Here is a 22569-nt window from a genome sequence, read left to right on the forward strand (position 1 = left end):
GGGGATCAGCCGCAGCGCCAGCGCACCGCCGCGGTGGCGGGGTCCGGCGAGTACACCGTCGCCGAACCGAACACGTCGCCGTTCTCGGCCACTTCACGCACCCGGCTGTTCTGGCCGGCCGGTGCGACGGTCTGCGCCGGGCCGCCGTCGGGCGGCAGGAACAGCGTCGACCCGTCGCCCGCTTCCCCCACGATCGCGCCCGCGGTGTTCATCGCCGCCACCGTGCGCAGCTCCGGCAACGCGCGGTCGACCGAGCCGTCGAGGTGCCAGAGGAACGCTCCGTCGTGGCCCGCGGTTCCGGCGATCCGCCGTGTGGTGACGGCCGCGGGAATGACGTCGCCGGACGCGACCGGCGAGGCCATGCGGACCGCCGATCCGCCCCACGGCAGCACGTAGCCCGCGAGGTGACCGCCGGTGGACCAGTCGAGGACCGCCGCCGCGACCGTGCCGTCGTCGTTGATGCCGCCCTGGACCTGCCAGGCCGGCGACGGGTCGAGCACCTCCACCGTCCCCGGCGCGTCCGCCGGCCACACGACCGTGTTGTTCACCCCGTTGGCCTCGGTTTCGCCGACGGCGCCCAGGATGTCGCCACGGGCGTTGATCGCCAGCGCCTTGGTGTTCGTGTACCCCGGCGGGTCGGGCAGCCGCTCGAAGTGGCCGCCGGTGTGGCGGACGGCGTGGTTCACCGGGAACTCCGCCCCGGGCCGCCGTTCGCGGTACGACCCGACCGCGACGCCGGAGGCGTTCACGTCGTTCAGTTCGGTGTCCAGCCCGAACGCCGCGCCGAGCAGCCGAACGCCGTCCCCCTGCCACACGACGCCCACGAGCGGTTCGCCGGGCGACTGCGGCTGCAGGGTGCCGGCGACCGCCCCCGCCCCGTCGCCCGCGCCCATGCTGTTCAGCCGGTACCCGTCGGGCACGGGCAACGTGGCCGCCGTCCACTGACAGCCCTCCGCCGCCGCGGCCGTGGCCGGTGCCCCGGCCAGCACCGCTCCCGCGAGCACCGCCACGGCGATGTACTTCCCCCTGATGCGCAAACGTCCTCCTCGGACCTCGGATCAACCCCCGACCGAACACCTCGAATTCTACCGGCGGGCACCGACAAAAACGGGCTTCCCGTTGCCGCACAAGGGTTTCCGGTCGAGGAAAGAATCCGCTCGCCGAGGCCCCGGCTGATCAGGCCGCGTGCCAGGCGTGGCCCGCGAAAGCCTCGTCCAGCGGTGCGCCGGTCAGGCGGTTCGCGAACGTCGACAGCGTGTACGTCCCGATGCCCAGCACCACTTCCAGGGCGTTCTGCGCCGTGTATCCGGCGCCGGTGAAGGCGGCGAGCTCGGCAGCCGGGACGTCGCCCGTCGTGTCCATGACCGTCAGCACGAACCGCCGCAACGCCTCCAGCCGCGGCGAAGGCAACGACGACTGCGCACGCAGTGCCGCCACCAGTTCCGGCGCCGCCGAAAGGCCGTGCAGGGAAGCCGTGTGCATCGCCACGCACAGGTGACATCCGTTCCGCGCGGCCACGGTCATGACGAGCACTTCGCGGTCCAGCGCCGGCAACGTCGTGGACTCGAAGATCGCGTTGAGCTTCAGAAACCCGTTCAGCAGTTCGGGGGACGTCGCCAGGCGCGCGACGGCGGCCGGGACGCGGCCGAACTTCTTCGCGGTGGCCGCCATCGCCGGGCGGGCGGCCAGGGGTGCAGACTCCGGGGTGTGATCGGGGAACAAGACGTCTCCAGACGTAGTATCGACAACGTGGTTGTCGAAACAGTAAACCTGGTTGTCGAAAAAGGCAAGGGGCGATGACGGACGCACCCGGTTACGAGCTGCCCTTCCTGCTCTTCGGCGGCTTCCGCACGCTCATCGACCGCCTCCACGCCGAGCTCGCGCGCCGCGGGCACCCGGACGTCCGCCCTTCGTACGGCTTCGCGATGCAGGCCATCGGCGTCCGGGGCGCGACGGCGTCGGAGATCGGGCGCCGCCTCGGCGTGTCCAAGCAGGCGGCGGGCAAGACGGTCGAGCGGCTCGAGAGGCTGGGGTACGCCGAGCGCGCCGACGACCCCGACGACGCGCGGCGCAAGATCGTGCGGCTCACCGCACACGGCGTCGACGCGCTCACGAAGTCCGCGGAGATCTTCGACGACCTGCGAAAAGACTGGGCCCGCACGGTCGGCGCCGAGCGGATGGCCGCACTCGAGACCGACCTGCGCGCGGTTGTCGGCCCCGCGGCCTACCGGCTCGACGCCGCCGGCTGGTTCTCGAGCTAGTAACCGCAGCCCGGGTCGGGCGCGTCCTCCGACAGCGGGCTGCCCGCCGGGAGCACGTACAGGACTTCCAGCACCAGCGGCGTCGACCCGAGGTTGCGGCCGATGTGCACCTGGTCGGGCTTCTCGGTGAACGCGCGCCCGGTGCCGAAGATGCCGTCGATGCTGCAGTCGGCGAGGTTGTGCGTCAGCGTCCCGGCCTTCACGTACGCGTAGAGCGTGCCGTCGTGGAAGTGCCAGCCGGTGTAGCCGCCGGGCTGGATGGTGATCTCCCGCAGCGTGTAGTCGGTGTGGCCGATGGTCTTCTGGGCCAGGATCGTGCCGGCGACGCCGCTGCCGGGCGTCGCGGACGCGGTCCCGGACGCCAGCGTGACGGCCAGCGCGGTCGCGGCGAAGAGCGTGACGGTCTTGCGCATCGGGCAGTCCTCCTCAGGCCTGGCGCAGGGTGCGCCGCATCATCTTGCCCGATTCGGTGCGCGGCAGGCGATCGGTGAAGTCGAACCGCTTCGGCGTCTTGAAGCCCGCCAGCTCGCCGCGGCAGTGCTCGGCCAGCCGCGCGGCCAGGGCGTCGTCCGGCAGAACCCCGGGCACCGGTTCGACGACGGCGACGACCCGCTGTCCCCATTCGTCGTCCGGCTCGCCGATCACCGCCGCGTCGGCGACGTCCGGGTGGCTCAGCAGCCGCGCCTCGATCTCGGCGGGGTGGATGTTGACGCCGCCGGAGAGGATCAGGTCGGTCCGGCGGTCGAGCAGGAAGACGCGGCCCTCGGCGTCGCGGTACCCGAAGTCGCCGACCGTGATGAACTCCCCGGACCGCGCGGCCGCGGTCTTCTCCGGGTCGCCGAGGTAGTCGATCGCGGTGTGGGCGGAGCTGAACCAGATCGTGCCCGGCTCGCCGTCCGGCAGCTCGGCACCGTCGTCGCCGAGGATCTTCAGCCGCACGCCGGTCAGCGGCCGGCCCACCGTGCCCGGCGCGTCCAGCCACTCGGCCGCCGTGACGCCGCAGATCAGGCCCTCCGACGCGCCGTAGTACTCGTGCACCACCGGGCCGAGCCAGCCGATCATCCGCTCCTTGACCTCGCGCGGGCAGGGCGCCGCGCCGTGGACCACGCTCACCAGGCTCGCCGTGTCGTACCGCGCGCGGACGTCCTCGGGCAGCCGCAGCATCCGGTGGAACATGGTCGGCACCAGGTGGGTGCCGGTGACGCGGTGACGCTCGATCAGCCGCAAGGTCTCCTCGGCGTCGAAGCGGTCCATCAGCACCGCACTGTGCCCGAGGTGCATCGCGTTGACGGCGAACGAGCCGGGCGCGGCGTGGTAGAGCGGGCACGCGACCAGGTGCACGCCCGGCCCCGGCTCGACGTCGAACAGCGCCATCAGGTCGCGGTGGATCGGGTGCAGGGACGGCGGATTCCCGCTCAGCGCGCGCCGCACGCCCTTCGGCCGCCCAGTGGTGCCGGACGTGTAGAGCATCGTCTGGCCGGCGGTCCGCGGCTCCGGCGCGGTGGACGGCTCGCCCTCGCCCCAGGCCGCGTAGTCGCCCCAGCCGTCGGCCGGGCCGACCGAGAACCGGGGCACGTCGAGGGCACAGCCGCGCGCGATGTCCGCGTCGGCGACGACGACCCGTGCGCCGCTGTTCTGCACCACATAGGCGATTTCGGCGGGGGAGGACCGGTAGTTGACCGGGGTGAAGTACATCCCGGCCTGCAGCGTGGCGAACAGCAGCTCGAAGTAGGGGAGTCCGTTGTGGACGATCGCGACGACGCCGTCGCCTTCCCCGAGGCCCAGCCGGCGCAGCGCGTGCGTGAGCCGGTTCGCCCGGGCGGCCAGCTCGCCGAACGTCGCGGCCGTGCCGTCCGGCGCGAGCACCGCGAGGCGGTCCGGGTGCTGTTCGGCGACGTCGAAGAAGGTGCTCACGCACCGCACGCTACCGGGTACGGTGCGACGCATGGACGCGGAGCTTTTCGGGCAGGTGCTCGGTGCGGTGCGGGACTTCGTGCGCAAGGAGGTCGTGCCGCGCGAGGCCGAGATCGACGAGCGCGACGAGATCCCGGCCGAAATCCGGGAGAAGGCCGCCGAGCTGGGCCTGTTCGGCTGGGCGCTGCCGGAGGAGTACGGCGGGCTCGGCCTGGGCATGGCCGAGGACGTCCGGCTCGCCGTCGAGCTCGGCCACACGACGCCCGCGTTCCGGTCGCTGTTCGGCACCAACAACGGCATCGCGGGCCAGGCGATCGTGCACTACGGGACGCCGGATCAGCGCACCCGCTGGCTGCCCCGGCTGGCCGCGGGCCAGGCGATCGCGTCCTTCGCGCTCACCGAGGCCGAGGCCGGTTCGGACCCGGGCGGCCTGACCAGCCGCGCGGTCCGCGACGGCGACCGCTACCGGCTGTCCGGCACCAAGCGGTTCATCACCAACGCGCCGCTGGCCGAGGTCTTCGTCGCGTTCGCGCGCACGGACCTCGACAGCACCGGCAGCCGCGGCATCTCGGCGTTCCTGGTCCCGGCCGGCGCGGAAGGCGTCACCGTCGGCCCGCACGACGCCAAGATGGGCCAGGCCGGCGCGTGGACGTCGGAGGTGGTCTTCGACGACGTCGAGCTGTCCGCCGACGCGCTGGTCGGCGAGGAGGGCAAGGGCTTCGGCATCGCGATGGCCTCGCTCGCCCGCGGCCGGCTGCACATCGCGGCCCTGTGCGTCGGCATGGCGGAACGCGCGCTCGCCGAAGCCGTCGAGTACGCGCGGACGGCGCGTCAGGGCGGCCGGGTGATCGGCGAGTACCAGCTCGTGCAGGCGCTGCTGGCCGAGTCGCACGCCGAGCTCGCGGCCGGGCGCGCGATGGTGCACGAAGCCGCCGCGAAGTACGACTCGGGCGAGGACCGCAAGCTCGGGCCGTCGTCGGCGAAGCTGTTTTGCACCGAGATGCTCGGCCGCGTCGCCGACCGCGCGGTCCAGGTGCACGGCGGCATGGGCTACGTCCGCGGCGTCACGGTCGAGCGGATCTACCGCGACGCGCGGCTGTTCCGGATCTACGAGGGCACCAGCGAGATCCAGAAGCTCGTCATCGCGCGCCAGCTGCTCAAGGACTGAACTTGCGCTGGAGTTCACTCCAGCTCTTACTGTCGGAAGCATGACCACCGCACAGCACAAGATCGGCTCGGGCTTCGGCGCCGCCAGCACGGCGGCGGAGGTCCTGGCCGGCATCGACCTGACCGGCAAGCTCGCGATCGTCACCGGCGGCTATTCCGGCATCGGCCTGGAGACGACGCGGGCGCTGACGGCGGCGGGCGCGCACGTCGTCGTCCCGGCCCGCCGCCGCGCGACGGCGGAAGAAGCGTTGCGGGGCTTCGAAAACGTCGAGATCGACGAGCTGGACCTCGGTGACCTCGACAGCGTCCGCGCGTTCGCTTCGCGGTTCCTCGCCTCCGGCCGCGGCATCGACATCTTCCTCGGCAGCGCGGGGATCATGGCGTCGCCGGAGACGCGCGTCGGGCCGGGTTGGGAGGCGCAGTTCGCGACCAACCACCTCGGGCATTTCGCCCTGGTGAACCGGCTCTGGCCGGCGTTCACCGCGGGTGCCCGCGTGGTTTCGGTGTCCTCGCGAGGCCACCACTACGGCCCGGTCCGCTTCGACGACCTCGAATTCCGGCAGGGCTACGACAAGTGGCTCGCCTACGGCCAGGCGAAGACGGCGAACGTCCTCTTCGCGGTCCAGCTCGACAAGCTGGCGCGTGACCGCGGAGTCCGCGCGTTCGCCCTGCACCCGGGCCGGATCCTCACCGACCTCGTGCGCCACCTCGACCGTCAGGAGCTGGTCGACGCCGGCATGGTCGACGCGGAAGGCCGGGTCACCGGCGGCGCCAAGACGCCCGAGGAGGGCGCGGCGACCCAGGTCTGGGCCGCGACGTCCCCGCAGCTCGACGGCCTCGGCGGCGTCTACCTCGAGGACTGCGACGTCGCCGAGCCCGCACCCGCCGACGGTGGCCGCGAGGGCGTCAAGGACTACGCGATCGACCCGGCGCAGGCCGAGCGGCTGTGGACGGTGTCGGCCGCACTGACTGGCGTCGACGCTTTCGCTTAGGCCCGCAGGCTTTCCAGCTGCCGCACCAGCAGGTCGATCTCGTCTTCGGTGTTGTAGTAGTGCACCGACGCCCGGACCAGGTCCGGCAGGTCGCGCGCGGTGAAGTCGAACTGGGCCGACGTCCGCGACGAGATCGAGGTGTTGATGTTCGCCTCCGCGAGCCGTGCCTTGATCTCGGTCGCCGGGGTGCCGTCGACGCTGAAGGTGACGATGCCGCACTTGCGGGCGCCGGCGTCGTGCACGTGCGCCCCGGCTTCGGTGAGGCGGGCGCGCAGCGTCGCGGCCAACGCGGCGACGCGCGTCTCGATGGCGGGGAGGCCCCACTCGAGCGCGTAGTCGATGGCCGCGCCGAGGCCGAACACCGCCGCGAAGTCGCGCTCCCACACCTCGAAGCGCTTGGCGGTCGGGTCGACGACGTACTCGGTGGGCGCCGTCCAGACCGCCGAGTGCAGGTCGAGCATCGCGGGCTCCAGCCGGTCGCGCAGCCGCGGGTGGACGTACAGGAACCCGGTGCCGCGCGGGCCGCGCAGGTACTTGCGGCCGGTCACCGAGAGCGCGTCGCACTTCAAGCGCCGGACGTCGAGGTCGACCTGGCCGGCCGACTGGCACGCGTCCAGCAGGAACGGGATGCCGGCGGCTTCGGCGACCGCGCCGACCGCCTCGGCCGGGTTGACCAGGCCGCCCTGGGTGGGCACGTGGCTGATGGCGATCAGCTTGACGTCGCCGTCGACGCGCCGTCGCAGCTCCTCGACGTCCAGCTGGCCCGACTCGTCGTCGCCGATCACCTCCACGACCGCGCCGGTGCGCTTGGCGACCTGCAGGAACGCGATGGCGTTGCTGGCGTACTCCGCGCGGGAGGTGAGGATCCGGTCGCCGGTCCCGAACGGCAGCGCGTAGAACACCGCCTGCCACGAGCGCGTCGCGTTGTCGGTGATCGCGATGTCGTCGGGTTCGCCGCCGACGAGCCGGGCCGCCGACGCGTACACCGCGTCGAGGCGATCCGCGGCTTCGGCGGCCGCTTCGTACCCGCCGACCAGCGCTTCGTGGCGCAGGTAGTCGACGACGGTGTCGGTCACGACCCGGGGCGGGAGCGCGGAACCGGCATTGTTGAAGTGGACCACTTCGGCGCAGCCGGGCGTTTCACGGCGGGCGCGGTCGACGTCGAAGGTCATGTGAACTGAATACAGTAGCGGCCTTCTGTATGCAATACTGCCCGTCATGGCCCGGACCCCGCTGCGCAGCGACCTCACCGAGGAGATCACCGCCCGCGTGCTGGACGGCCGGTTCGCCGCCGGCGCGCGCGTCAACGAGGTGCACCTGGCCCGCGAGCTGGGCGTCAGCCGGACTCCGCTGCGGGAGGCGCTGATCGGGCTCGCCGACCGCGGCCTGCTCGTCTCCGCGCCCGGCCGCGGGTTCCTGGTGCCGCCGTTCGACCTCGACGAAGCCCGCCGCCTCTACCCGCTGGTCGCCGAGCTCGAAGCGCTCGCCCTGCGCTGGACGTCGCCGCTGGAGCTGGCCGGGCTGCCGGACGCGCTCGACGCCGTCGCAGACGAGATGGCCGGGGCGCTGGAGCGCGGCGCTGATCTGTCCGAAGTGGACGAACGGTGGCACGCGCTGCTGCTGTCCCGCTGCCCGAACGCGCACCTGCTGCGGCTGATCGGGCAGACGAAACCGCTGCTCAAGCGGTACGAATCGTGCTACTTCGGCGGGGCGGCCCGTGCCGGGGAGAGCATCGGCGAGCACCGCCGGATCGCCGCGGCCCTGCGCGACGGCGACCTGGCGGCCGCGTCCGCGGTGCTCGTCCGCAACTGGGTGAAAGCACTGGCGTACTTGGGGAAGGACGAAAGATGATCATCGCGCACCTGAGCGACCTGCACCTGGACGACGACCCGCGGGCCGAAGACCGCGTCGCCGCGGTGCTGGGCTACCTGGCCGACCTCGCGGTCGACGCCGTCGTCGTCACCGGCGACATCGCCGACCACGGCGCGCCATCGGAATATGCGCGCGCCGCCGAGCTGCTGAAGCACCCGGCGCCGGTGCTGGTGTGCCCGGGCAACCACGACGTCCGGGCGGAGTTCCGCGCCGGGCTGCTGGGCCTGCCGGCGTCCGACGACCCGATCGACCTCGCACAGGAGGTCGGCGGCGTCCTGTTCGCGATGTGCGACTCGACGATCCCGGGCCGTGGCGCGGGGTTCCTGGCCGACTCCAGCTTGGCTTGGCTCGACGAAACGCTTTCCGGCGGCGACGGCCCGGCGTTCGTGGCGTTCCACCACCCACCGGTCGAGGTGGGCGTCCCGCTGGTCGACGCGATCCGCCAGTCGGGCGAGGATCGGCTGGCTTCGGTCCTGAACCGCCACCCGCGCGTGGTGGCGCTGCTGGCCGGGCACGTCCACACGGGCGCGTCGACGATGTTCGCCGGGGTGCCGCTGCGGATCGCGCCGGGTGTGGTTTCGCAGTCGCTGCTGCCGGTCGAGCCGGGCGCGGACCGCGGCTGGGACGAGGGCGGGCCGCTGGACTACGAGCGGCCGCCGTCGCTGCTGCTGCACGTCCTGCACGACGACGGCCGGGTGACCAGCCACCAGCGCATCGTCCCGCTCTGACCGCTCAGTGGCCGAACACCGGCAACGTGATCTTCGACGGCCGGGCCGCGTCGTGGAACACCTCGAACCGGTTCGGCTTCCCGTTCACCGCCGACGTCACCGGCTCGCCGGTCCCGTGGTTGCGCGCGAACCGCGGGAACGCCCCGCCCGCCACCTGCACGCGCAGCCGGTGGCCGCGGCGGAAGCGGTAGGCCGTCGGGTCGAGGGTCACCTCCGCCGTCACGACCCCGTCCGCGTCGGCCGCCGGGAAACCGGGGCGCAGCCGGAGGATCCCGTCGGTCACGTTGCGGGACACCCCGCCGGCGTCGACGTCGCACAGCCGGACGTAGACGTCGGCGTGGCCGAGCTCGGTGCGCACGTGCACGGTCGCCGACACCTCGCCGATGACGTCGAGGTCCGACGCCAGCGGCTCGCCGGTGAACACCAGGACGTCCGGGCGCGCCTCGACCTCCTGGTTGTCCTTCTGCTTCCAGTCGCCGGTCAGCAGCGGCCCGCCGACCGCCGGCGTCGGGTCGGCCGGGTCGTAGGTGAACGTCGTCGGCAGCGCCTCGTCGCCTGCCGTTTCGCCGAGCCCGCCGATCGGGCGCAGGTGGGACGCGGTCGCCGTCGACGGCGGCGGCCACGACTCGAAGTCCAGCCAGGTGCCCGCGCCCTGCAGGAACAGCCGGACCGGCGCGCGCTGCAGGAACGTCCGGTCGCCGAGCAGGTGCGCGCGCAGGAAGCCGAGCTGGTCCCGGATCATCGGGCCCATGCTGCCGGGCTCGCCGTGCGCCCACGGCCCGATCGTGAGCCGCGGCGCCTTGCCCGCCTCGGCGAGGGTGCGGAAGTCACGCAGCTGCGAGCCGATGAACAGGTCGTACCAGCCGGTGACCATCGACACCGGGACGTCCAGCTTCGCGACCTCGGCGCTGTGGTCGGACATCGCCCAGTAGTCGTCGTCCGGGACGAAGTGCTCGGTGATGTCCTGGAGGAACCGCACCGGCTTGCCGATCGCGGCGACGTCGGCGCGGCTCAGCGGCAGGAACGACATCGCCTTCCGCGTCTTGCGCTTCTGCAGCGGGTTCGGCAGCGCGGCGAAGCGTTCTTCCTGGCGGCCGATCATCGCCGACCACGACACCATGTTGTCCGCCGCGAGCACGCCGCCCGGGTAGAAGGTCGAGATGAACTCCGACGCCGTGACGCCGAGGCACATCGCGGCCAGCGGCGGGTCGAGGTAGGGGCCGAGCGCCCACTGGGTGTGCCCGAGGTAGCTGGCGCCTGCCGTGCCGATGGTCCCGTCGCACCAGGGCTGCGCGCGCAGCCACTCGGCGGTCGCGACGCCGTCTTCGCGTTCGAGGTGGAAGGGCCGGAACTCGCCGCCGGAGCCGAACGAACCGCGGGTGCTCTGGATGACCGTCTGCAGCCCGTGCCGGGCGAACGTGTCGCCGAAGAGCTTCGACAGGATTCCCTTGCGCCCGTACGGCGTGCGGATCAGCACCACCGGCGCCGACGTCGTCCCGGGCGGGGCGTACCGGTCGGCCAGGAGCGTCACGCCGTCGGACATCGGCACGGTGAGATCGCGCGTCACGACCGGCTTCGGGCCTTCGGCACGGGGGAGGCCGAGCATCTTGTCGACAAGTCGGTCCAGCACGGGGTGCCCGCCTTCCGAAGTGGAGCAGATCCTTCCGGATCCGACGGTACCTCAGTTCGCGCGGGCGAGCCTTTCCGGACGCAGCAGCTTCGCCAGCTCCTCGGCCGGGATCAGGCCCTTCTCGACGACCAGCTCGGCGACGCCGCGCCCGGTCGCCAGCGCCTCCTTCGCGATCTCGGTCGCGGCCGCGTAGCCGATGCTCGGGTTCAGGGCGGTGACCAGCCCGATCGAGTTCTCGACGTAGGAGCGCAGGACGTCGACGTTGGCCGTGATCCCCGAGACGCACTTCGTGGCCAGCGTCCGGCAGGCCGCGCCCAGGTGCGTGATGCTCTCGGACAGCGCGTGCAGGATGATCGGCTCGAACGCGTTGAGCTGCAGCTGCCCGGCTTCGGCGGCCATGGTCACGGTGACGTCGTTGCCGATCACCTCGAACGCGACCTGGTTCACCACTTCGGGGATCACCGGGTTGATCTTGCCGGGCATGATCGACGACCCGGCCTGCACCGGCGGCAGGTTGATCTCGTTCAGGCCGGCGCGCGGGCCCGACGACAGCAGCCGCAGGTCGTTGCAGCTCTTCGACAGCTTCACGGCGATCCGCTTGAGCACGCCGGACAGGTGCACGAACGCGCCGCAGTCCTGCGTCGCCTCGACCAGGTCCGCGGCGGTGACGACCGGCAGCCCGGTGATCTCGCGCAGGTGGCGGCACGCGGCCTCGGCGTAGCCCGGCGCGGCGTTGAGGCCGGTGCCGATCGCCGTCGCGCCGAGGTTGATCTCGTGCAGCAGCGCGACGGCTTCGTTCAGTCGCAGCCGGTCCTCGCCGAGCATCACCGCGTAGGTGCCGAACTCCTGCCCGAGCGTCATCGGGACCGCGTCCTGCAGCTGCGTGCGGCCCATCTTCAGGACGTCGTGGAACTCGACGGCCTTGGCGGCGAACGCCTTCTCCAGCACGATCATCGCTTCGGACAGCTCGCGCACGGCGAGGATCGTCGCGACGTTGACCGCGGTCGGGTACGCGTCGTTCGTCGACTGCCCGAGGTTGACGTGCTCGTTGGGGTGCACGACGTGGTAGTCGCCCTTCGCGTGCCCGAGCAGCTCCAGGGCGCGGTTCGCGATCACCTCGTTGGCGTTCATGTTGGTCGACGTCCCGGCACCGCCCTGGATGACGTCGACGACGAACTCGCCGTGCAGCGCGCCTTCGCGGATCTCACGGCAGGCCGCGCCGATCGCGTCGGCGATCCCGGGCTTCAACAGGCCCAGCTCGGCGTTGGCGCGGGCGGCGGCCTCCTTCACCGCGGCCAGCGCCTCGATCAGGTGCGGGTACGCGGCGATCGTGGTGCCGGTGATGGGGAAGTTCTCCCGGGCGCGGGCGGTGTGCACGCCCCAGTACGCGTCGGCGGGGACGTCGCGGTCGCCCAGCAGGTCGTGTTCACGGCGGGTGGTCATCAGAGGCTCCCTGCAGAGGCGGCGAGTTTTCCGGTCACCCGGAGGTTTCCGGGACCGGACGGGACGTCGATCCCGCACAGCTTCAGCGCCGCGGCGAGCACCGGCTGCCGGGCGCGGTCGCCGCCGTCGGCGATCTTGACCGCGATCGCCGTGCCGTCCGGCAGCGCGGCGACCTGGACGGCCTCGAAGCCGTCCTTCGCGATCAGCCCGGGCACCGCGCGCATGACCGCGGTGACGTCGCGGCGGCTGCCGCCGACCAGCTCCGGGTGCCGGCGAATCCCGTCGGCGACCAGGTGGTCCGGCGTGCCGGGCGTGGCCGTGGCGATCTTCGCGACGGCGGTGGCGAGCCCGCGCAGCGTCGTCGCGAACAGGGGTGCGCCGCAGCCGTCGACCGCGACCCGCTCGATGCCGCGCCCGGTCAGGTCCTCGACGGTCGCGGCGATCGCGCGTTGCAGCGGGTGGGCCGGATCGAGGTAGCCGTCCGTGCTCCAGCCGTTCAGGTCGCAGGTCGCGAGCATCGCCGCGTGCTTGCCGGAGCAGTTGTGCGCGAGCCGGCTCGAGCTCCGGCCGGCGGCGACCCAGTGGTCGCGCTCGACCGGGTCGTACGGGAAGTCGGCGGGGTTGCCCAGCGCGTCCGGGGAGCGTCCGTCGAGGACCGCCGTCGCGGCGTCGAGGTGCATCGGCTCGCCGGAGTGGCTGGCTGCCGCGATGGCAAACCCGGCGGGGGACAGGCGCAGCCCGAGCCGCACCATCGCCGTGGCCTGCAGGGGTTTCGCCGTCGACCGCGGGTACATCGCGGCGTCCGGGTCGCCCGCCGCGAAGAGCGTGGTGCCGTCCGGGGCGAGCACGATCGCGGAGCCGTGGTGCACGCCCTCGACCAGGCCGTCGCGCACCAGCTCGACCAGGGGTTCGTGGTTCACATGCCCTCCTCGTCGAACGCGCGCATGTCGATCCGCTTGCGGGCCGCGAACCAGCCGGCGACCAGCGCGACGGCGATCGCGGGCAGGGCCAGCAATGTGATCCGGCCGGTCTCGTCGAAGCCCATCAGCACGACGACCGCGGCGAGGAACACGAGCGTCGCGATCTCGGTGTACGGCGAGAACGGCAGCCGGAACGAAGGCCGCTCCAGGCCGTCGCGCTCGGTCTTGCGGACGAACAGCAGATGGCAGACCACGATGATCGCCCAGGTGGCCAGGATCCCGATCGCGGCGAAGTTGAGGACGATGCCGAAGGCCTCTTTCGGCACCAGGTAGTTCAGCCCGACGCCCAGCACGCAGACCGACGCGGTGAGCAGGATGCCGCCGTAGGGCACCTGGTTGCGGTTCATCACGCCGGTGAACTTCGGTGCCGAGCCCGCCTTGGCCATCGACCGCAGGATCCGGCCGGTCGAGTAGAGGCCGGAGTTCAGGCTGGACAGCGCCGCGGTGAGCACGACCAGGTTCATCACGCTGCCGGCGGCGGGCACGCCCAGGTGCGAGAGCACGGTGACGAACGGGCTCTGGTCCTCGGAGTAGGAGCTCCACGGCAGCAGCATCGCCAGCAGGACGACCGACCCGACGTAGAAGACGAGGATGCGCCACATGATGGAGTTGATCGCCTTCGGCATGATCTTCTCGGGGTTCTCGGTCTCCCCGGCGGCGACGCCGACCAGCTCGACCGAGGCGTAGGCGAACACGACGCCCTGCACGATCAGCACCATCGGCAGCAGCCCGGTCGGGAAGATCCCGCCGTGCTCGGTGATCAGCTGCGGGCCGGGGGCGGTGCCGTCGATCGGCGTCTGCGTCACCAGCAGGAAGATCCCGATCACCATGAACAGCACGAGCGCGGCGACCTTGACGATGGCGAACCAGAACTCCATCTCGCCGAACAGCTTCACCGAGACGAGGTTCAGCGTCAGGACCACGGCCAGCGCGATCAGCGCGAGCACCCACTGGGGGACCGGCGAGAAGAACGACCAGAAGTGCGCGTAGAGCGCGATCGCCGTGATGTCGGCGATGCCGGTGGTCGACCAGTTGAGGAAGTGCATCCAGCCGGCGACGTACGCGCCCTTCTCGCCCATGAACTCGCGGGCGTAGGAGACGAAGGCGCCGCTGGAGGGCCGGTAGAGGATGAGTTCGCCGAGCGCGCGGACGACGAAGAAGGCGAAGAGGCCGCAGACGGCGTAGACGATCGCGAGCGCCGGCCCGGCCTGCGCGAGGCGGCCGCCGGCCCCGAGGAAGAGGCCGGTGCCGATCGCGCCGCCGATGGCGATCATGGTCACGTGCCGGGGCTTGAGGGCCTTGTTGTAGCCGGCGTCGCCCGCGTCGGTGGTGTTGGCGGGGGCCGTGCGGGTCTGCTCGGTCACTGGTCCCCGTTCACGATGCTGGTGAGAGTGGCTTCGACGTGCGTGAGGTGCGCGGTCATGGCGGCGACGGCGTCCTCTTCGGAGCCGCTCTCGATCGCCGTGACGATCTCCCGGTGCTCGGCGTTCGACCGCGCGCGCCGGTCGCCGAGCTGGTTGAGGAAGGCGGACTGGCGGGCCAGCGCGTCCCGGATCTCTTCGATCACCTTCCCGAAGACGGGGTTGCCCGAGGCCTGGGCGATGGTGATGTGGAAGAGCGAGTCGAGCGCGACCCAGGCGGTGTTGTCGGTCTCGGCGTCCATCCGCTCGACGAGGTGGCCGAGCAGGTCGAGGTCGTCCTGGCCGCGTCTCAGGGCGGCATAGCCGGCGACGGGGATCTCGACGTGCCGGCGCACCTCGATGAGGTCGCGGGCGGAGTAAGGCCCGAAGGTGGGGTTGTCGGCGGGCCCGGTGGCGGTGACGAAGGTGCCCTTGCCGGTCTTGGACTCGGTCATGCCGAGGGCCTGGAGGCCGCGCAGGGCCTCCCGGATGACCGACCGGCTGACCTCGAATTCCCTGCTCAGGGACGCTTCGGAGGGAAGCTTCGCGCCGACGGGGTAGTCCCCGCGTTCGATCAGCCGCCGCAGGTGGGCCAGCACGGCCTCCATGGCGCTGATCCGCCGGGGACCTTGTCCGGCTGTCTGGCTGTCAGACAGGTTCATGCGACGAATGCTCGGTTCCGGGAGGCGGACTGTCAACGGGAGCCGGGGCGGCTGTGGCCCACCTCACCGCGCCCCGGTGCTTCCGTCGCGACCCGCCGGCCCGCCCTGCCCCCGCCGCGCTGTCTTGAATGAGTCATTCAGGTCACCGGAGGTCTTGAATGACTCATTCAAGACACTCGGCGAGCCCACCCCGGCGTCCCCGAGTGACCACCCGACAACGCCCGGTACCCGCCCGCCGCACCGTGATCACCACCGCCCGAAAAGGGGGCGCGTCGCAGCGGCGGAACACCTCTCGCGAGGAGCAGAATCGACCGCGGGCAGCACGTTCGAGGACTGTCGGTGCCACGGGTTAGGGTGAGGGACCCGGGCGCAGCCGGTCCCATTCACCTAGGGGAGGTTTTCGCTGGTGTCGAACGATTCCTTCGTCCACCTGCACGTCCACACCGAGTACTCGATGCTCGACGGTGCGGCGAAGATCGCTCCCCTCTTCGCGGAGGCGGCGCGCCTCGGCATGCCCGCGGTCGGCATGACCGACCACGGCAACATGTACGGCGGCGACGAGTTCTACCAGCAGTCGAAGAAGCACGGCCTCAAGCCGATCATCGGCATCGAGGCCTACATCGCGCCGGAGAGCCGGTTCCACAAGAAGCCCGTCTTCTGGGGCCAGTCGAACCAGCGCGGCGCCGACGAGCTGGGCGAGGGCGGCGACGTCTCGGGCGCCGGTGCCTACACGCACATGACCATGCTCGCGCAGAACGCCACCGGGCTGCGGAACCTCTTCAAGCTGTCCTCGCTGGCCAGCATGCAGGGCTACTACCGCAAGCCCCGGATGGACCGCGAGCTGATCGCGGAGAACCACTCGGGGATCATCGCGACCACCGGCTGCCCGTCCGGCGAGGTGCAGACCCGGCTGCGGCTGGGCCAGAAGGAAGCGGCGATCCAGGCCGCGTCCGACTACAAGGACATCTTCGGCGCCGACAACTTCTTCCTCGAGCTGATGGACCACGGCCTGCCGATCGAGCGGTCGGTCCGCGAGGGCCTCCTGGAGGTCGGCCGGCTGCTCGACCTCAAGCCGATCGCCACCAACGACTCGCACTACGTCACCAAGGACCAGGCCGACACGCACTCGGCGCTGCTGTGCGTCCAGGCCGGCAAGACCCTCAACGACCCGACCCGCTTCAAGTTCGACGGCGACGGCTACTACCTCAAGTCCGCCGCCGAGATGCGCGAGTACTGGGACAAGGAAGTCCCGGGCGCGGCCGACACCACGCTGATGATCGCGGAGCGCGTTGAGTCCTACGAAGAGGTGTACTCGCACAAGGACAGGCTGCCGTTCTTCGAGGTGCCCGAGGGCTACGACCAGGGCGGCTGGCTGCGCGAGGAGGTCGCGAAGGGCCTGGCGTGGCGGTTCCCGGGCGGTCCGCCCGAGGGCTACCCCGAGCGGATCGAGAAGGAGCTCGACGTCATCATCGGGAAGGGCTTCCCGGCCTACTTCCTGATCGTCGCCGACCTCATCAGCTACGCCCGCAAGGTCGGCATCCGCGTCGGCCCGGGCCGTGGTTCCGCCGCCGGCTCGCTCGTCGCGTACGTCCTCGGTATCACCAACCTGGACCCGATCCCGCAGAAGCTGCTGTTCGAGCGGTTCCTGAACCCCGAGCGCGTCTCGATGCCCGATATCGACATCGACTTCGACGACCGCCGTCGCGGCGAGATGATCCGGTACGCGACCGACAAGTACGGCGCGGACAAGGTCGCCCAGGTCATCACCTTCGGCACGATCAAGACCAAGGCGGCGATCAAGGACTCCGCGCGGGTCCACTTCGGCCAGCCGGGGTACGCGATCGCGGACAAGATCTCCAAGGCGCTGCCGCCGCCGATCATGGCGAAGGACATCCCGCTCTCGGGCATCGTCGACAACAAGCACGAGCGCTACGGCGAGGCCGCCGAGGTCCGCGCGCTGGTCGAGACCGACGAAGAGTGCAAGACGATCTTCGAGACCGCCCGCGGTCTCGAGGGCCTGATCCGCAACGCGGGCGTGCACGCCTGCGCGGTCATCATGTCCTGCGACCCGCTGACCGACGCGATCCCGCTCTGGCAGCGTGACGACGGCTCGATCATCACCGGCTGGGACTACCCGTCGTGCGAGGCCATCGGCCTGCTGAAGATGGACTTCCTGGGCCTGCGGAACCTGACGGTCATCGGCGACGCGATCGACAACATCAAGGCCAACCGCGGGATCGACATCGACCTCGACACCCTGGGCGTCGAGGACCCGGAGACCTACAAGCTGCTCGCCCGCGGCGACACGCTCGGCGTGTTCCAGCTGGACGGCGGGCCGATGCGTGACCTGCTCCGCCGCATGGAGCCCACGGTGTTCGACGACATCGTCGCGGTCGGCGCGCTCTACCGCCCCGGCCCGATGGGCATGAACGCGCACAACGACTACGCCGACCGGAAGAACAACCGGCAGAAGGTCAAGCCGATCCACCCGGAGCTCGACGAGCCGCTGCGGGAGATCCTGGCCGACACCTACGGCCTGATCGTGTACCAAGAGCAGATCATGCACATCGGCCAGAAGGTGGCCGGGTACACGATGGGGCGCGCGGACGTGCTCCGCCGCGCGATGGGCAAGAAGAAGAAGGAAGTCCTCGACCTCGAGTACGACGGCTTCGAGGCCGGGATGAAGGCCAGCCCCCTGCTCGAGGGCGGGTTCTCCGCCGAGGCGGTCAAGGCGCTCTGGGACACGATCCTCCCGTTCGCCGGGTACGCGTTCAACAAGAGCCACGCGGCCGCGTACGGCCTGATCTCCTACTGGACCGCGTACCTCAAGGCGAACTTCACGCCGGAGTACATGGCCGCGCTGCTCACGTCGGTCGGTGACAACAAGGACAAGTCGGCGGTCTACCTCTCCGAGTGCCGCCGCCTGGGCATCAAGGTGCTGCCGCCGGACGTCAACGAGTCGGCCCTGCGGTTCGCGGCCGTCGGGGAGGACATCCGCTTCGGCATGGGCGCGGTCCGCAACGTCGGCGCGAACGTCGTCGAGTCGGTCATCAAGACCCGTGCGGAGAAGGGCAAGTACTCCACCTTCACCGACTTCCTCGACAAGTCCGAGCTCGTGGCCTGCAACAAGCGGGTCATCGAGTCGCTGATCAAGGCGGGCGGGTTCGACTCGCTCGGCCACACGCGCCTGTCGATGATCCAGGTCCACGAAGACGCGGTGGAAGCCGTCGTCCCGCTCAAGCGCCAGGAGGCGATGGGCCAGTTCGACCTCTTCGGCTTCGGCGGGGACGAGGGGGAGGCGCAGCCGTCGTCGTCGCCGCTCGCGCACCTGAAGTTCGGCGAGGAGGAGTACCCGCGCAAGCAGCTGCTCGCCTACGAGCGGGAGATGCTCGGCCTGTACGTCTCGGCCCACCCGCTGGACGGCGCCGAGCGGATCCTGCGCAAGCACGCCCCGAAGCCGATCGCCGGGATCCTCGCCGATCCGCCGCGCGAAGGCGAGATCATCATCTCCGGGCTGATCACGTCGCTCGAACGGCGGGTCAACAAGAAGGGCGAGCCCTGGGCGATCTGCACGGTGGAGGACATGGACGCCTCGCTCGAGGTGCTGTTCTTCCCGAAGTCGTACGCGCTGTTCGCGGGCGAGCTGATCGAGGACAACGCGGTGCTGGTCAAGGGCCGGGTCAACTGGCGCGAAGACAAGATGTCGATCTTCGGTGGCGGCCTCGCGACGCTGGACCTGTCCGAGGTCGGCACGGGCAACGGCGACGACGAGCCCCCGCTGGTCCTGCTCGCCGCGGCGGAGAAGATCGACCAGTCGGTCGTCAGCGAACTGCGGTCCACGCTGCTCGCCCACAAGGGTGAAACAATGGTCCACCTGAAGCTGGTGGGGCGGAACCAGACGGTGTTCGCGCTCCACGACTACCCGGTGAAGGTCAGCTCGATGCTGATCGGCGAGCTCAAGGGCATCCGGGGAATCACGGCTTCGACGTAGTTTCGGGCGCGAAACGGGCGGGACCGCGGCGGACAACGCGCGCGGATCCCGCCCTTCGTGTTTGCTGAGCACGATGACGTACGAACCCGATCCCCGCCGCTGGAAGGCGCTGGCCGTCTCGCTGACGGCCGGGTTCATGGGTCTGCTCGACGTCAGCATCGTCAACGTCGCCCTGCCGTCGATGCAGTCGGGGCTGCACGCGAGCAGCGGCGGCATCCGCTGGGTCGTCTCCGGCTACGCGCTGGCGTTCGGCCTGGTCCTGGTCACCGGCGGCCGGCTCGGCGACGCGTTCGGCCGCCGGACCATGTTCCTCGGCGCCCTCGCCGCGTTCGTCGTCACCAGCGCGCTGGCGGGAGCCGCGCCGAACGAGACCACGCTCGTGATCGCGCGCCTCGCCCAGGGCGTGGCGGCGGGCATGCTGACCCCGCAGAACACCGGGCTGATCCAGGACCTCTTCCGCGGCGCCGAGCGCGGCCGCGCGTTCGGGATGTTCGGCGCGGTCGTCGGGATCTCGACCGCTGTCGGGCCCATCCTCGGCGGGGTCATCCTCGCCGTCTTCGGCGCCCAGGACGGCTGGCGCTGGGTGTTCTACGTCAACGTGCCGATCGGCGTCCTCGCGTTCGTGCTGGCTCTGCGGCTGCTTCCGCGCAGTGAGAAGAAGCAGTTCCGGGTGCGGTCGGAGATCGACTTCCTCGGCATCGTCCTGCTCGCTGTCGCCGTGCTCGGCGTGCTGCTCCCGGTCATCGAATCCGACGCCGACGGCCCCGCGCGGCTGTGGTGGATGTTCGTCGTCGCGCTGGTGTCCGGGTTCGCGTTCGTGCGCTGGGAGCGCTCGGTGGTCCGGCGCGGCCGGTCGCCGCTGCTGGACACCCGGCTGTTCACCGGCACGCCGGGGTACTCCGCCGGTGCCGCGGTCGGTGCCCTCTACTTCTGCGGGTTCGCCGGGATCTGGCTGGTCTTCGCGATGTTCTTCCAGCAGGGGCTCGGCTACACGCCTCTGCAGTCCGGACTGTCGGTGACGCCGTTCGCGGTCGGCTCGGCGGTGTCCGCGGCCGTCGCCGGGCGGCTGGTGCCGACCTTCGGCCGGCGGCTGACCGTCACCGGGCTGGCCATGGTCGCGGTGGGCCTGCTCGCCGTCGCGCTGCTCGCCCAGCTCGTCCCGCCGTCGGCGTCCGGGTGGGCGTTCGCGCTGCCGCTGTTGTTCGCGGGGGTGGGCGGCGGCATGGTGATCTCGCCGAACACGACGTTGACGCTGGAGTGCGTGCCGGTCCGGATGGCGGGGGTCGCGGGCGGCGCGCTGCAGACCGGGCAGCGGATCGGCACCGCGATCGGCACCGCGGTGCTCGCGTCGGTGTTCGGCACGGTCCTCGGTGCGTCGCGGGACCAGCCGCTGGCGCTCACCATCGCGCTGTGCTGCGCGGCCGGTCTGACGTGCACCGCGCTGGCCCTCGCGATCGCCGAGCTGAGGGCGCGGCGCCACCGTGCGCAAACTTCCGAGCGGGAACACGAGGCCCGGAGGGCCGAGACGTCCGCCGCGGACGTCCAACGGGGCTGAGACACTACTTTCGGCAGATTAGCGATGCTCCAAACGAGTGACGGGCACGGAAAGACACTGGTGCTACGCAGAGCAACCGGGTAGATCTTATGGAGCCTTCACTGCGCGGCTTCGGCTACCGACAGTGGCAATCGGTCGGCCACCCGGGGATGGGGTGACCGGCCTGAGCGACCGAAGCGTCCGGAGTTCGAGGGAATGGACACACTCGGTCACCTTCCATCCAGTGAGTTGTCGGCGTCCGCGGGGGACCGTCCGGCACTCGCGGAAGGGATGCCCATCGGCGGCCGCCGGCGCGTGACGGCAGCGGGCGGGCCCGGGTGAGGGGGAACCGGGCCCGTCCGTTCTTCGTGTCGTGCCCGCTCCCACCGCGCTGATCATGCTGGGATGGACGCGTTCCGTCCGACGCAGACGCGGGGAGTCCCATGACCGAGCAGCCGTCGCGGCCGGAGAGCCGGATCCGGATGTGGCACCGGCCGATGCGGTCGCGCGATCGCAGCGAGCACCACCGCGTCGCGACGCCGCTCGAGCTGCTGTTCGACCTCTGCTTCGTCGTCGCGGTCGGCCAGGCCGCCGCGCAGCTGCACCACGCGATCGCCGAAGGCCACGTCGGCCACGGCGTGTTCTCCTTCGTGCTGGTGTTCTTCGGGATCTGGTGGGGCTGGCTGAACTTCAGCTGGTTCGCCTCGGCGTTCGACACCGACGACGTCCCCTACCGGCTGGCGACGCTGGTGCAGATCGCCGGCGGCCTGACCGTGGCGGCCGGGGTGGAGCGCGCGTTCGACGGCGACTTCCGGGTGATGGTCGCCGGCTACGTGCTGATGCGGCTGGCGATGGTCGTCCAGTGGCTGCGCGCGGCGCGGTCGGACCGCGGCTGCCGCCCGGCGGCCCTGCGCTACGCCGGCGGGATCGCCGTCTGCCAGGTGCTGTGGGTCGGCTACCTTTGGCTGCCGCACGGCCTGCAGCCCTACGCGTTCTTCCTGTTCGCGATCTTGGAGATGGCCGTCCCGGTGTGGGCGGAGAGCCGCCAGGGCACGACGTGGCACCCGCACCACATCGCGGAGCGGTACGGGCTGTTCACGCTGATCGTCCTCGGCGAGGTGATCCTCAGCGCGACGAACGCGATCAAGGAGGGCGCCGCCGAACCCGGCCACCTCGGTGCGCTGATCTCGCTGGCCGCGGCCGGCCTGGTGCTCGTGTTCTCCATGTGGTGGCTGTACTTCGACCGGCCGGGGCACGCGCGGCTCGTCCGCCGGCCGACCATGTTCACGTCGATGAGCTGGGGTTACGGCCACTACTTCATCTTCGCGTCCGCCGCGGCCGTGGGGGCGGGGCTCGAGGTGGCGGTCGCCTACGACACGGGTGCGCTGCACGACCTCGGCGGAGTCGGCGCCGCGCTGCCGACCACGCTGCCGGTCGCGGTCTTCCTGCTGAGCGTGTGGCTGCTGCACATCGGGCCGACCAACGAGTGCCGCCCGATCGCCATCGGCTTCCCGGTGACGGCGGTGCTCGTTGTCGCCGCGTCGTTCACGCCGGCGCCGATTCACGTCGCCGCGGTGCTGACGGCCGCGCTCGTCGCGCTGACGGTCGTCGCGACCCATGGGGAGCCCCAGTCGTAGCTTCCGGTGGATCGACGCAGGTCAGCGGCCTGGCGCGATAAAAGGGACCCCCCTGTGCAAGGGGGTTTTCGGGGCATGTAAAGTTCTCCAAGTCGCCAGGGAAACCGGGCGGCCGCCGGGGCCACGAACCAAGCTCCCACGAACGTGGTAGAGTGGGTGGTCCTGAACCGAGGTGTTGACCTCGGAACAACAAAGCTTGAAACAATCGCCGAGAGTTTCAGCCGCCGATAAAGCGGGTGGATTCAGAGTGTGTTGCTTGAGAACTCAACAGTGTGCTAGTGAACTAAGCCAGTAGAGCTTATGTATTGAACCTCGTATGAGGTTCCTTTGAGAGCAAAGTATTTTGCCTCGATTAAAC

At 70.9% G+C, this 22569-nt stretch carries 18 protein-coding genes; 8 read left to right on the forward strand and 10 right to left on the reverse strand.

Annotated elements, in window-relative coordinates:
* Window positions 1–5: 5 nt before the first annotated feature.
* The gene (locus QQ657_RS34810; RefSeq protein ID WP_284746554.1) at window positions 6–1037 is read right to left on the reverse strand and encodes a hypothetical protein; all 1032 of its coding nucleotides are present in this window, start codon (window positions 1035–1037) and stop codon (window positions 6–8) included.
* A gap of 139 nt (window positions 1038–1176) precedes the next feature.
* Complete coding sequence (locus QQ657_RS34815; protein WP_284746573.1) at window positions 1177–1671, reverse strand: carboxymuconolactone decarboxylase family protein; 495 nt, start codon at window positions 1669–1671, stop codon at window positions 1177–1179.
* A gap of 125 nt (window positions 1672–1796) precedes the next feature.
* Here QQ657_RS34815 and QQ657_RS34820 point away from each other — a divergent pair, with 125 nt between their 5' ends.
* Complete coding sequence (locus QQ657_RS34820; protein WP_284746555.1) at window positions 1797–2261, forward strand: MarR family winged helix-turn-helix transcriptional regulator; 465 nt, start codon at window positions 1797–1799, stop codon at window positions 2259–2261.
* On the opposite strand, the gene QQ657_RS34825 is transcribed toward QQ657_RS34820, so the two are convergent.
* The gene (locus QQ657_RS34825) at window positions 2258–2674 is read right to left on the reverse strand and encodes a cupin domain-containing protein (protein WP_284746556.1); all 417 of its coding nucleotides are present in this window, start codon (window positions 2672–2674) and stop codon (window positions 2258–2260) included. The genes QQ657_RS34820 and QQ657_RS34825 overlap by 4 nt on opposite strands.
* Before the next feature lie 13 nt (window positions 2675–2687).
* Window positions 2688–4175, reverse strand: a complete 1488-nt coding sequence (locus tag QQ657_RS34830) for an AMP-binding protein (RefSeq protein WP_284746557.1) — start codon at window positions 4173–4175, stop codon at window positions 2688–2690.
* A gap of 31 nt (window positions 4176–4206) precedes the next feature.
* On the opposite strand from QQ657_RS34830, the gene QQ657_RS34835 reads away from it, so the two are divergent.
* Together QQ657_RS34835 and QQ657_RS34840 are read left to right on the forward strand one after the other, a co-directional pair.
* Window positions 4207–5343, forward strand: coding sequence for an acyl-CoA dehydrogenase family protein (locus tag QQ657_RS34835; RefSeq protein WP_284746558.1), 1137 nt, complete (start codon window positions 4207–4209; stop codon window positions 5341–5343).
* 40 nt (window positions 5344–5383) lie between these two features.
* Window positions 5384–6334: an SDR family NAD(P)-dependent oxidoreductase gene (locus QQ657_RS34840; protein WP_284746559.1), complete on the forward strand. Its 951-nt coding sequence runs from the start codon at window positions 5384–5386 to the stop codon at window positions 6332–6334.
* Here QQ657_RS34840 and QQ657_RS34845 read toward each other — a convergent pair.
* Window positions 6331–7506, reverse strand: coding sequence for an aminotransferase class V-fold PLP-dependent enzyme (locus tag QQ657_RS34845; protein ID WP_284746560.1), 1176 nt, complete (start codon window positions 7504–7506; stop codon window positions 6331–6333). The two genes, QQ657_RS34840 and QQ657_RS34845, sit on opposite strands and share 4 nt — an antisense overlap.
* A 46-nt stretch (window positions 7507–7552) precedes the next feature.
* On the opposite strand from QQ657_RS34845, the gene QQ657_RS34850 reads away from it, so the two are divergent.
* Window positions 7553–8185: a GntR family transcriptional regulator gene (locus QQ657_RS34850; RefSeq protein WP_284746561.1), complete on the forward strand. Its 633-nt coding sequence runs from the start codon at window positions 7553–7555 to the stop codon at window positions 8183–8185.
* Entirely contained in the window at window positions 8182–8934 is a 753-nt protein-coding gene (locus QQ657_RS34855; RefSeq protein WP_284746562.1) for a metallophosphoesterase, read from the forward strand. Before QQ657_RS34850 ends, QQ657_RS34855 begins: the two co-directional genes overlap by 4 nt.
* A gap of 4 nt (window positions 8935–8938) precedes the next feature.
* Here QQ657_RS34855 and QQ657_RS34860 read toward each other — a convergent pair whose 3' ends face one another.
* The 5 genes from QQ657_RS34860 to QQ657_RS34880 are packed head-to-tail and all read right to left on the reverse strand — an operon-like array spanning window position 8939 to window position 14995.
* Window positions 8939–10564, reverse strand: a complete 1626-nt coding sequence (locus QQ657_RS34860; RefSeq protein WP_284746563.1) for a CocE/NonD family hydrolase — start codon at window positions 10562–10564, stop codon at window positions 8939–8941.
* A 51-nt stretch (window positions 10565–10615) separates the two neighbouring features.
* On the reverse strand, window positions 10616–12007 hold the full coding sequence (gene aspA / locus QQ657_RS34865) for an aspartate ammonia-lyase (RefSeq protein ID WP_284746564.1): 1392 nt from the start codon (window positions 12005–12007) through the stop codon (window positions 10616–10618).
* A complete protein-coding gene (locus QQ657_RS34870) occupies window positions 12007–12927 on the reverse strand; it encodes an asparaginase (RefSeq protein WP_284746565.1) in 921 nt (306 codons plus the stop codon). The genes aspA and QQ657_RS34870 overlap by 1 nt, the downstream gene beginning before the upstream one ends.
* Entirely contained in the window at window positions 12924–14351 is a 1428-nt protein-coding gene (locus tag QQ657_RS34875) for an amino acid permease (RefSeq protein WP_284746566.1), read from the reverse strand. The genes QQ657_RS34870 and QQ657_RS34875 overlap by 4 nt, the downstream gene beginning before the upstream one ends.
* A complete protein-coding gene (locus QQ657_RS34880) occupies window positions 14348–14995 on the reverse strand; it encodes a FadR/GntR family transcriptional regulator (protein WP_284746574.1) in 648 nt (215 codons plus the stop codon). Before QQ657_RS34880 ends, QQ657_RS34875 begins: the two co-directional genes overlap by 4 nt.
* Before the next feature lie 460 nt (window positions 14996–15455).
* On the opposite strand from QQ657_RS34880, the gene dnaE reads away from it, so the two are divergent.
* From dnaE to QQ657_RS34895, 3 genes are all read left to right on the forward strand, one after another.
* On the forward strand, window positions 15456–19040 hold the full coding sequence (gene dnaE / locus QQ657_RS34885; protein ID WP_284746567.1) for a DNA polymerase III subunit alpha: 3585 nt from the start codon (window positions 15456–15458) through the stop codon (window positions 19038–19040).
* 73 nt (window positions 19041–19113) lie between these two features.
* On the forward strand, window positions 19114–20595 hold the full coding sequence (locus QQ657_RS34890; protein WP_284746568.1) for an MFS transporter: 1482 nt from the start codon (window positions 19114–19116) through the stop codon (window positions 20593–20595).
* A gap of 422 nt (window positions 20596–21017) precedes the next feature.
* Window positions 21018–22211: a low temperature requirement protein A gene (locus QQ657_RS34895; RefSeq protein ID WP_284746569.1), complete on the forward strand. Its 1194-nt coding sequence runs from the start codon at window positions 21018–21020 to the stop codon at window positions 22209–22211.
* The last annotated feature ends 358 nt before the right edge of the window (window positions 22212–22569 follow it).

This window comes from Amycolatopsis ponsaeliensis, assembly GCF_030182635.1.
Taxonomy (GTDB): Bacteria; Actinomycetota; Actinomycetes; order Mycobacteriales; family Pseudonocardiaceae; genus Amycolatopsis; species Amycolatopsis ponsaeliensis.

Bases quoted from the DNA above. Each gene is read 5' to 3' on its own strand.
- QQ657_RS34815 (WP_284746573.1), bottom strand. From the start codon at position 1,671: ATGGCGGCCACCGCGAAGAAGTTCGGCCGCGTCCCGGCCGCCGTCGCG.
- QQ657_RS34820 (WP_284746555.1), top strand. From the start codon at position 1,797: ATGACGGACGCACCCGGTTACGAGCTGCCCTTCCTGCTCTTCGGCGGC.
- QQ657_RS34825 (WP_284746556.1), bottom strand. From the start codon at position 2,674: ATGCGCAAGACCGTCACGCTCTTCGCCGCGACCGCGCTGGCCGTCACG.
- QQ657_RS34835 (WP_284746558.1), top strand. From the start codon at position 4,207: ATGGACGCGGAGCTTTTCGGGCAGGTGCTCGGTGCGGTGCGGGACTTC.
- QQ657_RS34840 (WP_284746559.1), top strand. From the start codon at position 5,384: ATGACCACCGCACAGCACAAGATCGGCTCGGGCTTCGGCGCCGCCAGC.
- QQ657_RS34845 (WP_284746560.1), bottom strand. From the start codon at position 7,506: ATGACCTTCGACGTCGACCGCGCCCGCCGTGAAACGCCCGGCTGCGCC.
- QQ657_RS34850 (WP_284746561.1), top strand. From the start codon at position 7,553: ATGGCCCGGACCCCGCTGCGCAGCGACCTCACCGAGGAGATCACCGCC.
- QQ657_RS34855 (WP_284746562.1), top strand. From the start codon at position 8,182: ATGATCATCGCGCACCTGAGCGACCTGCACCTGGACGACGACCCGCGG.
- aspA (WP_284746564.1), bottom strand. From the start codon at position 12,007: ATGACCACCCGCCGTGAACACGACCTGCTGGGCGACCGCGACGTCCCC.
- QQ657_RS34880 (WP_284746574.1), bottom strand. From the start codon at position 14,995: ATGGAGGCCGTGCTGGCCCACCTGCGGCGGCTGATCGAACGCGGGGAC.
- QQ657_RS34890 (WP_284746568.1), top strand. From the start codon at position 19,114: ATGACGTACGAACCCGATCCCCGCCGCTGGAAGGCGCTGGCCGTCTCG.
- QQ657_RS34895 (WP_284746569.1), top strand. From the start codon at position 21,018: ATGACCGAGCAGCCGTCGCGGCCGGAGAGCCGGATCCGGATGTGGCAC.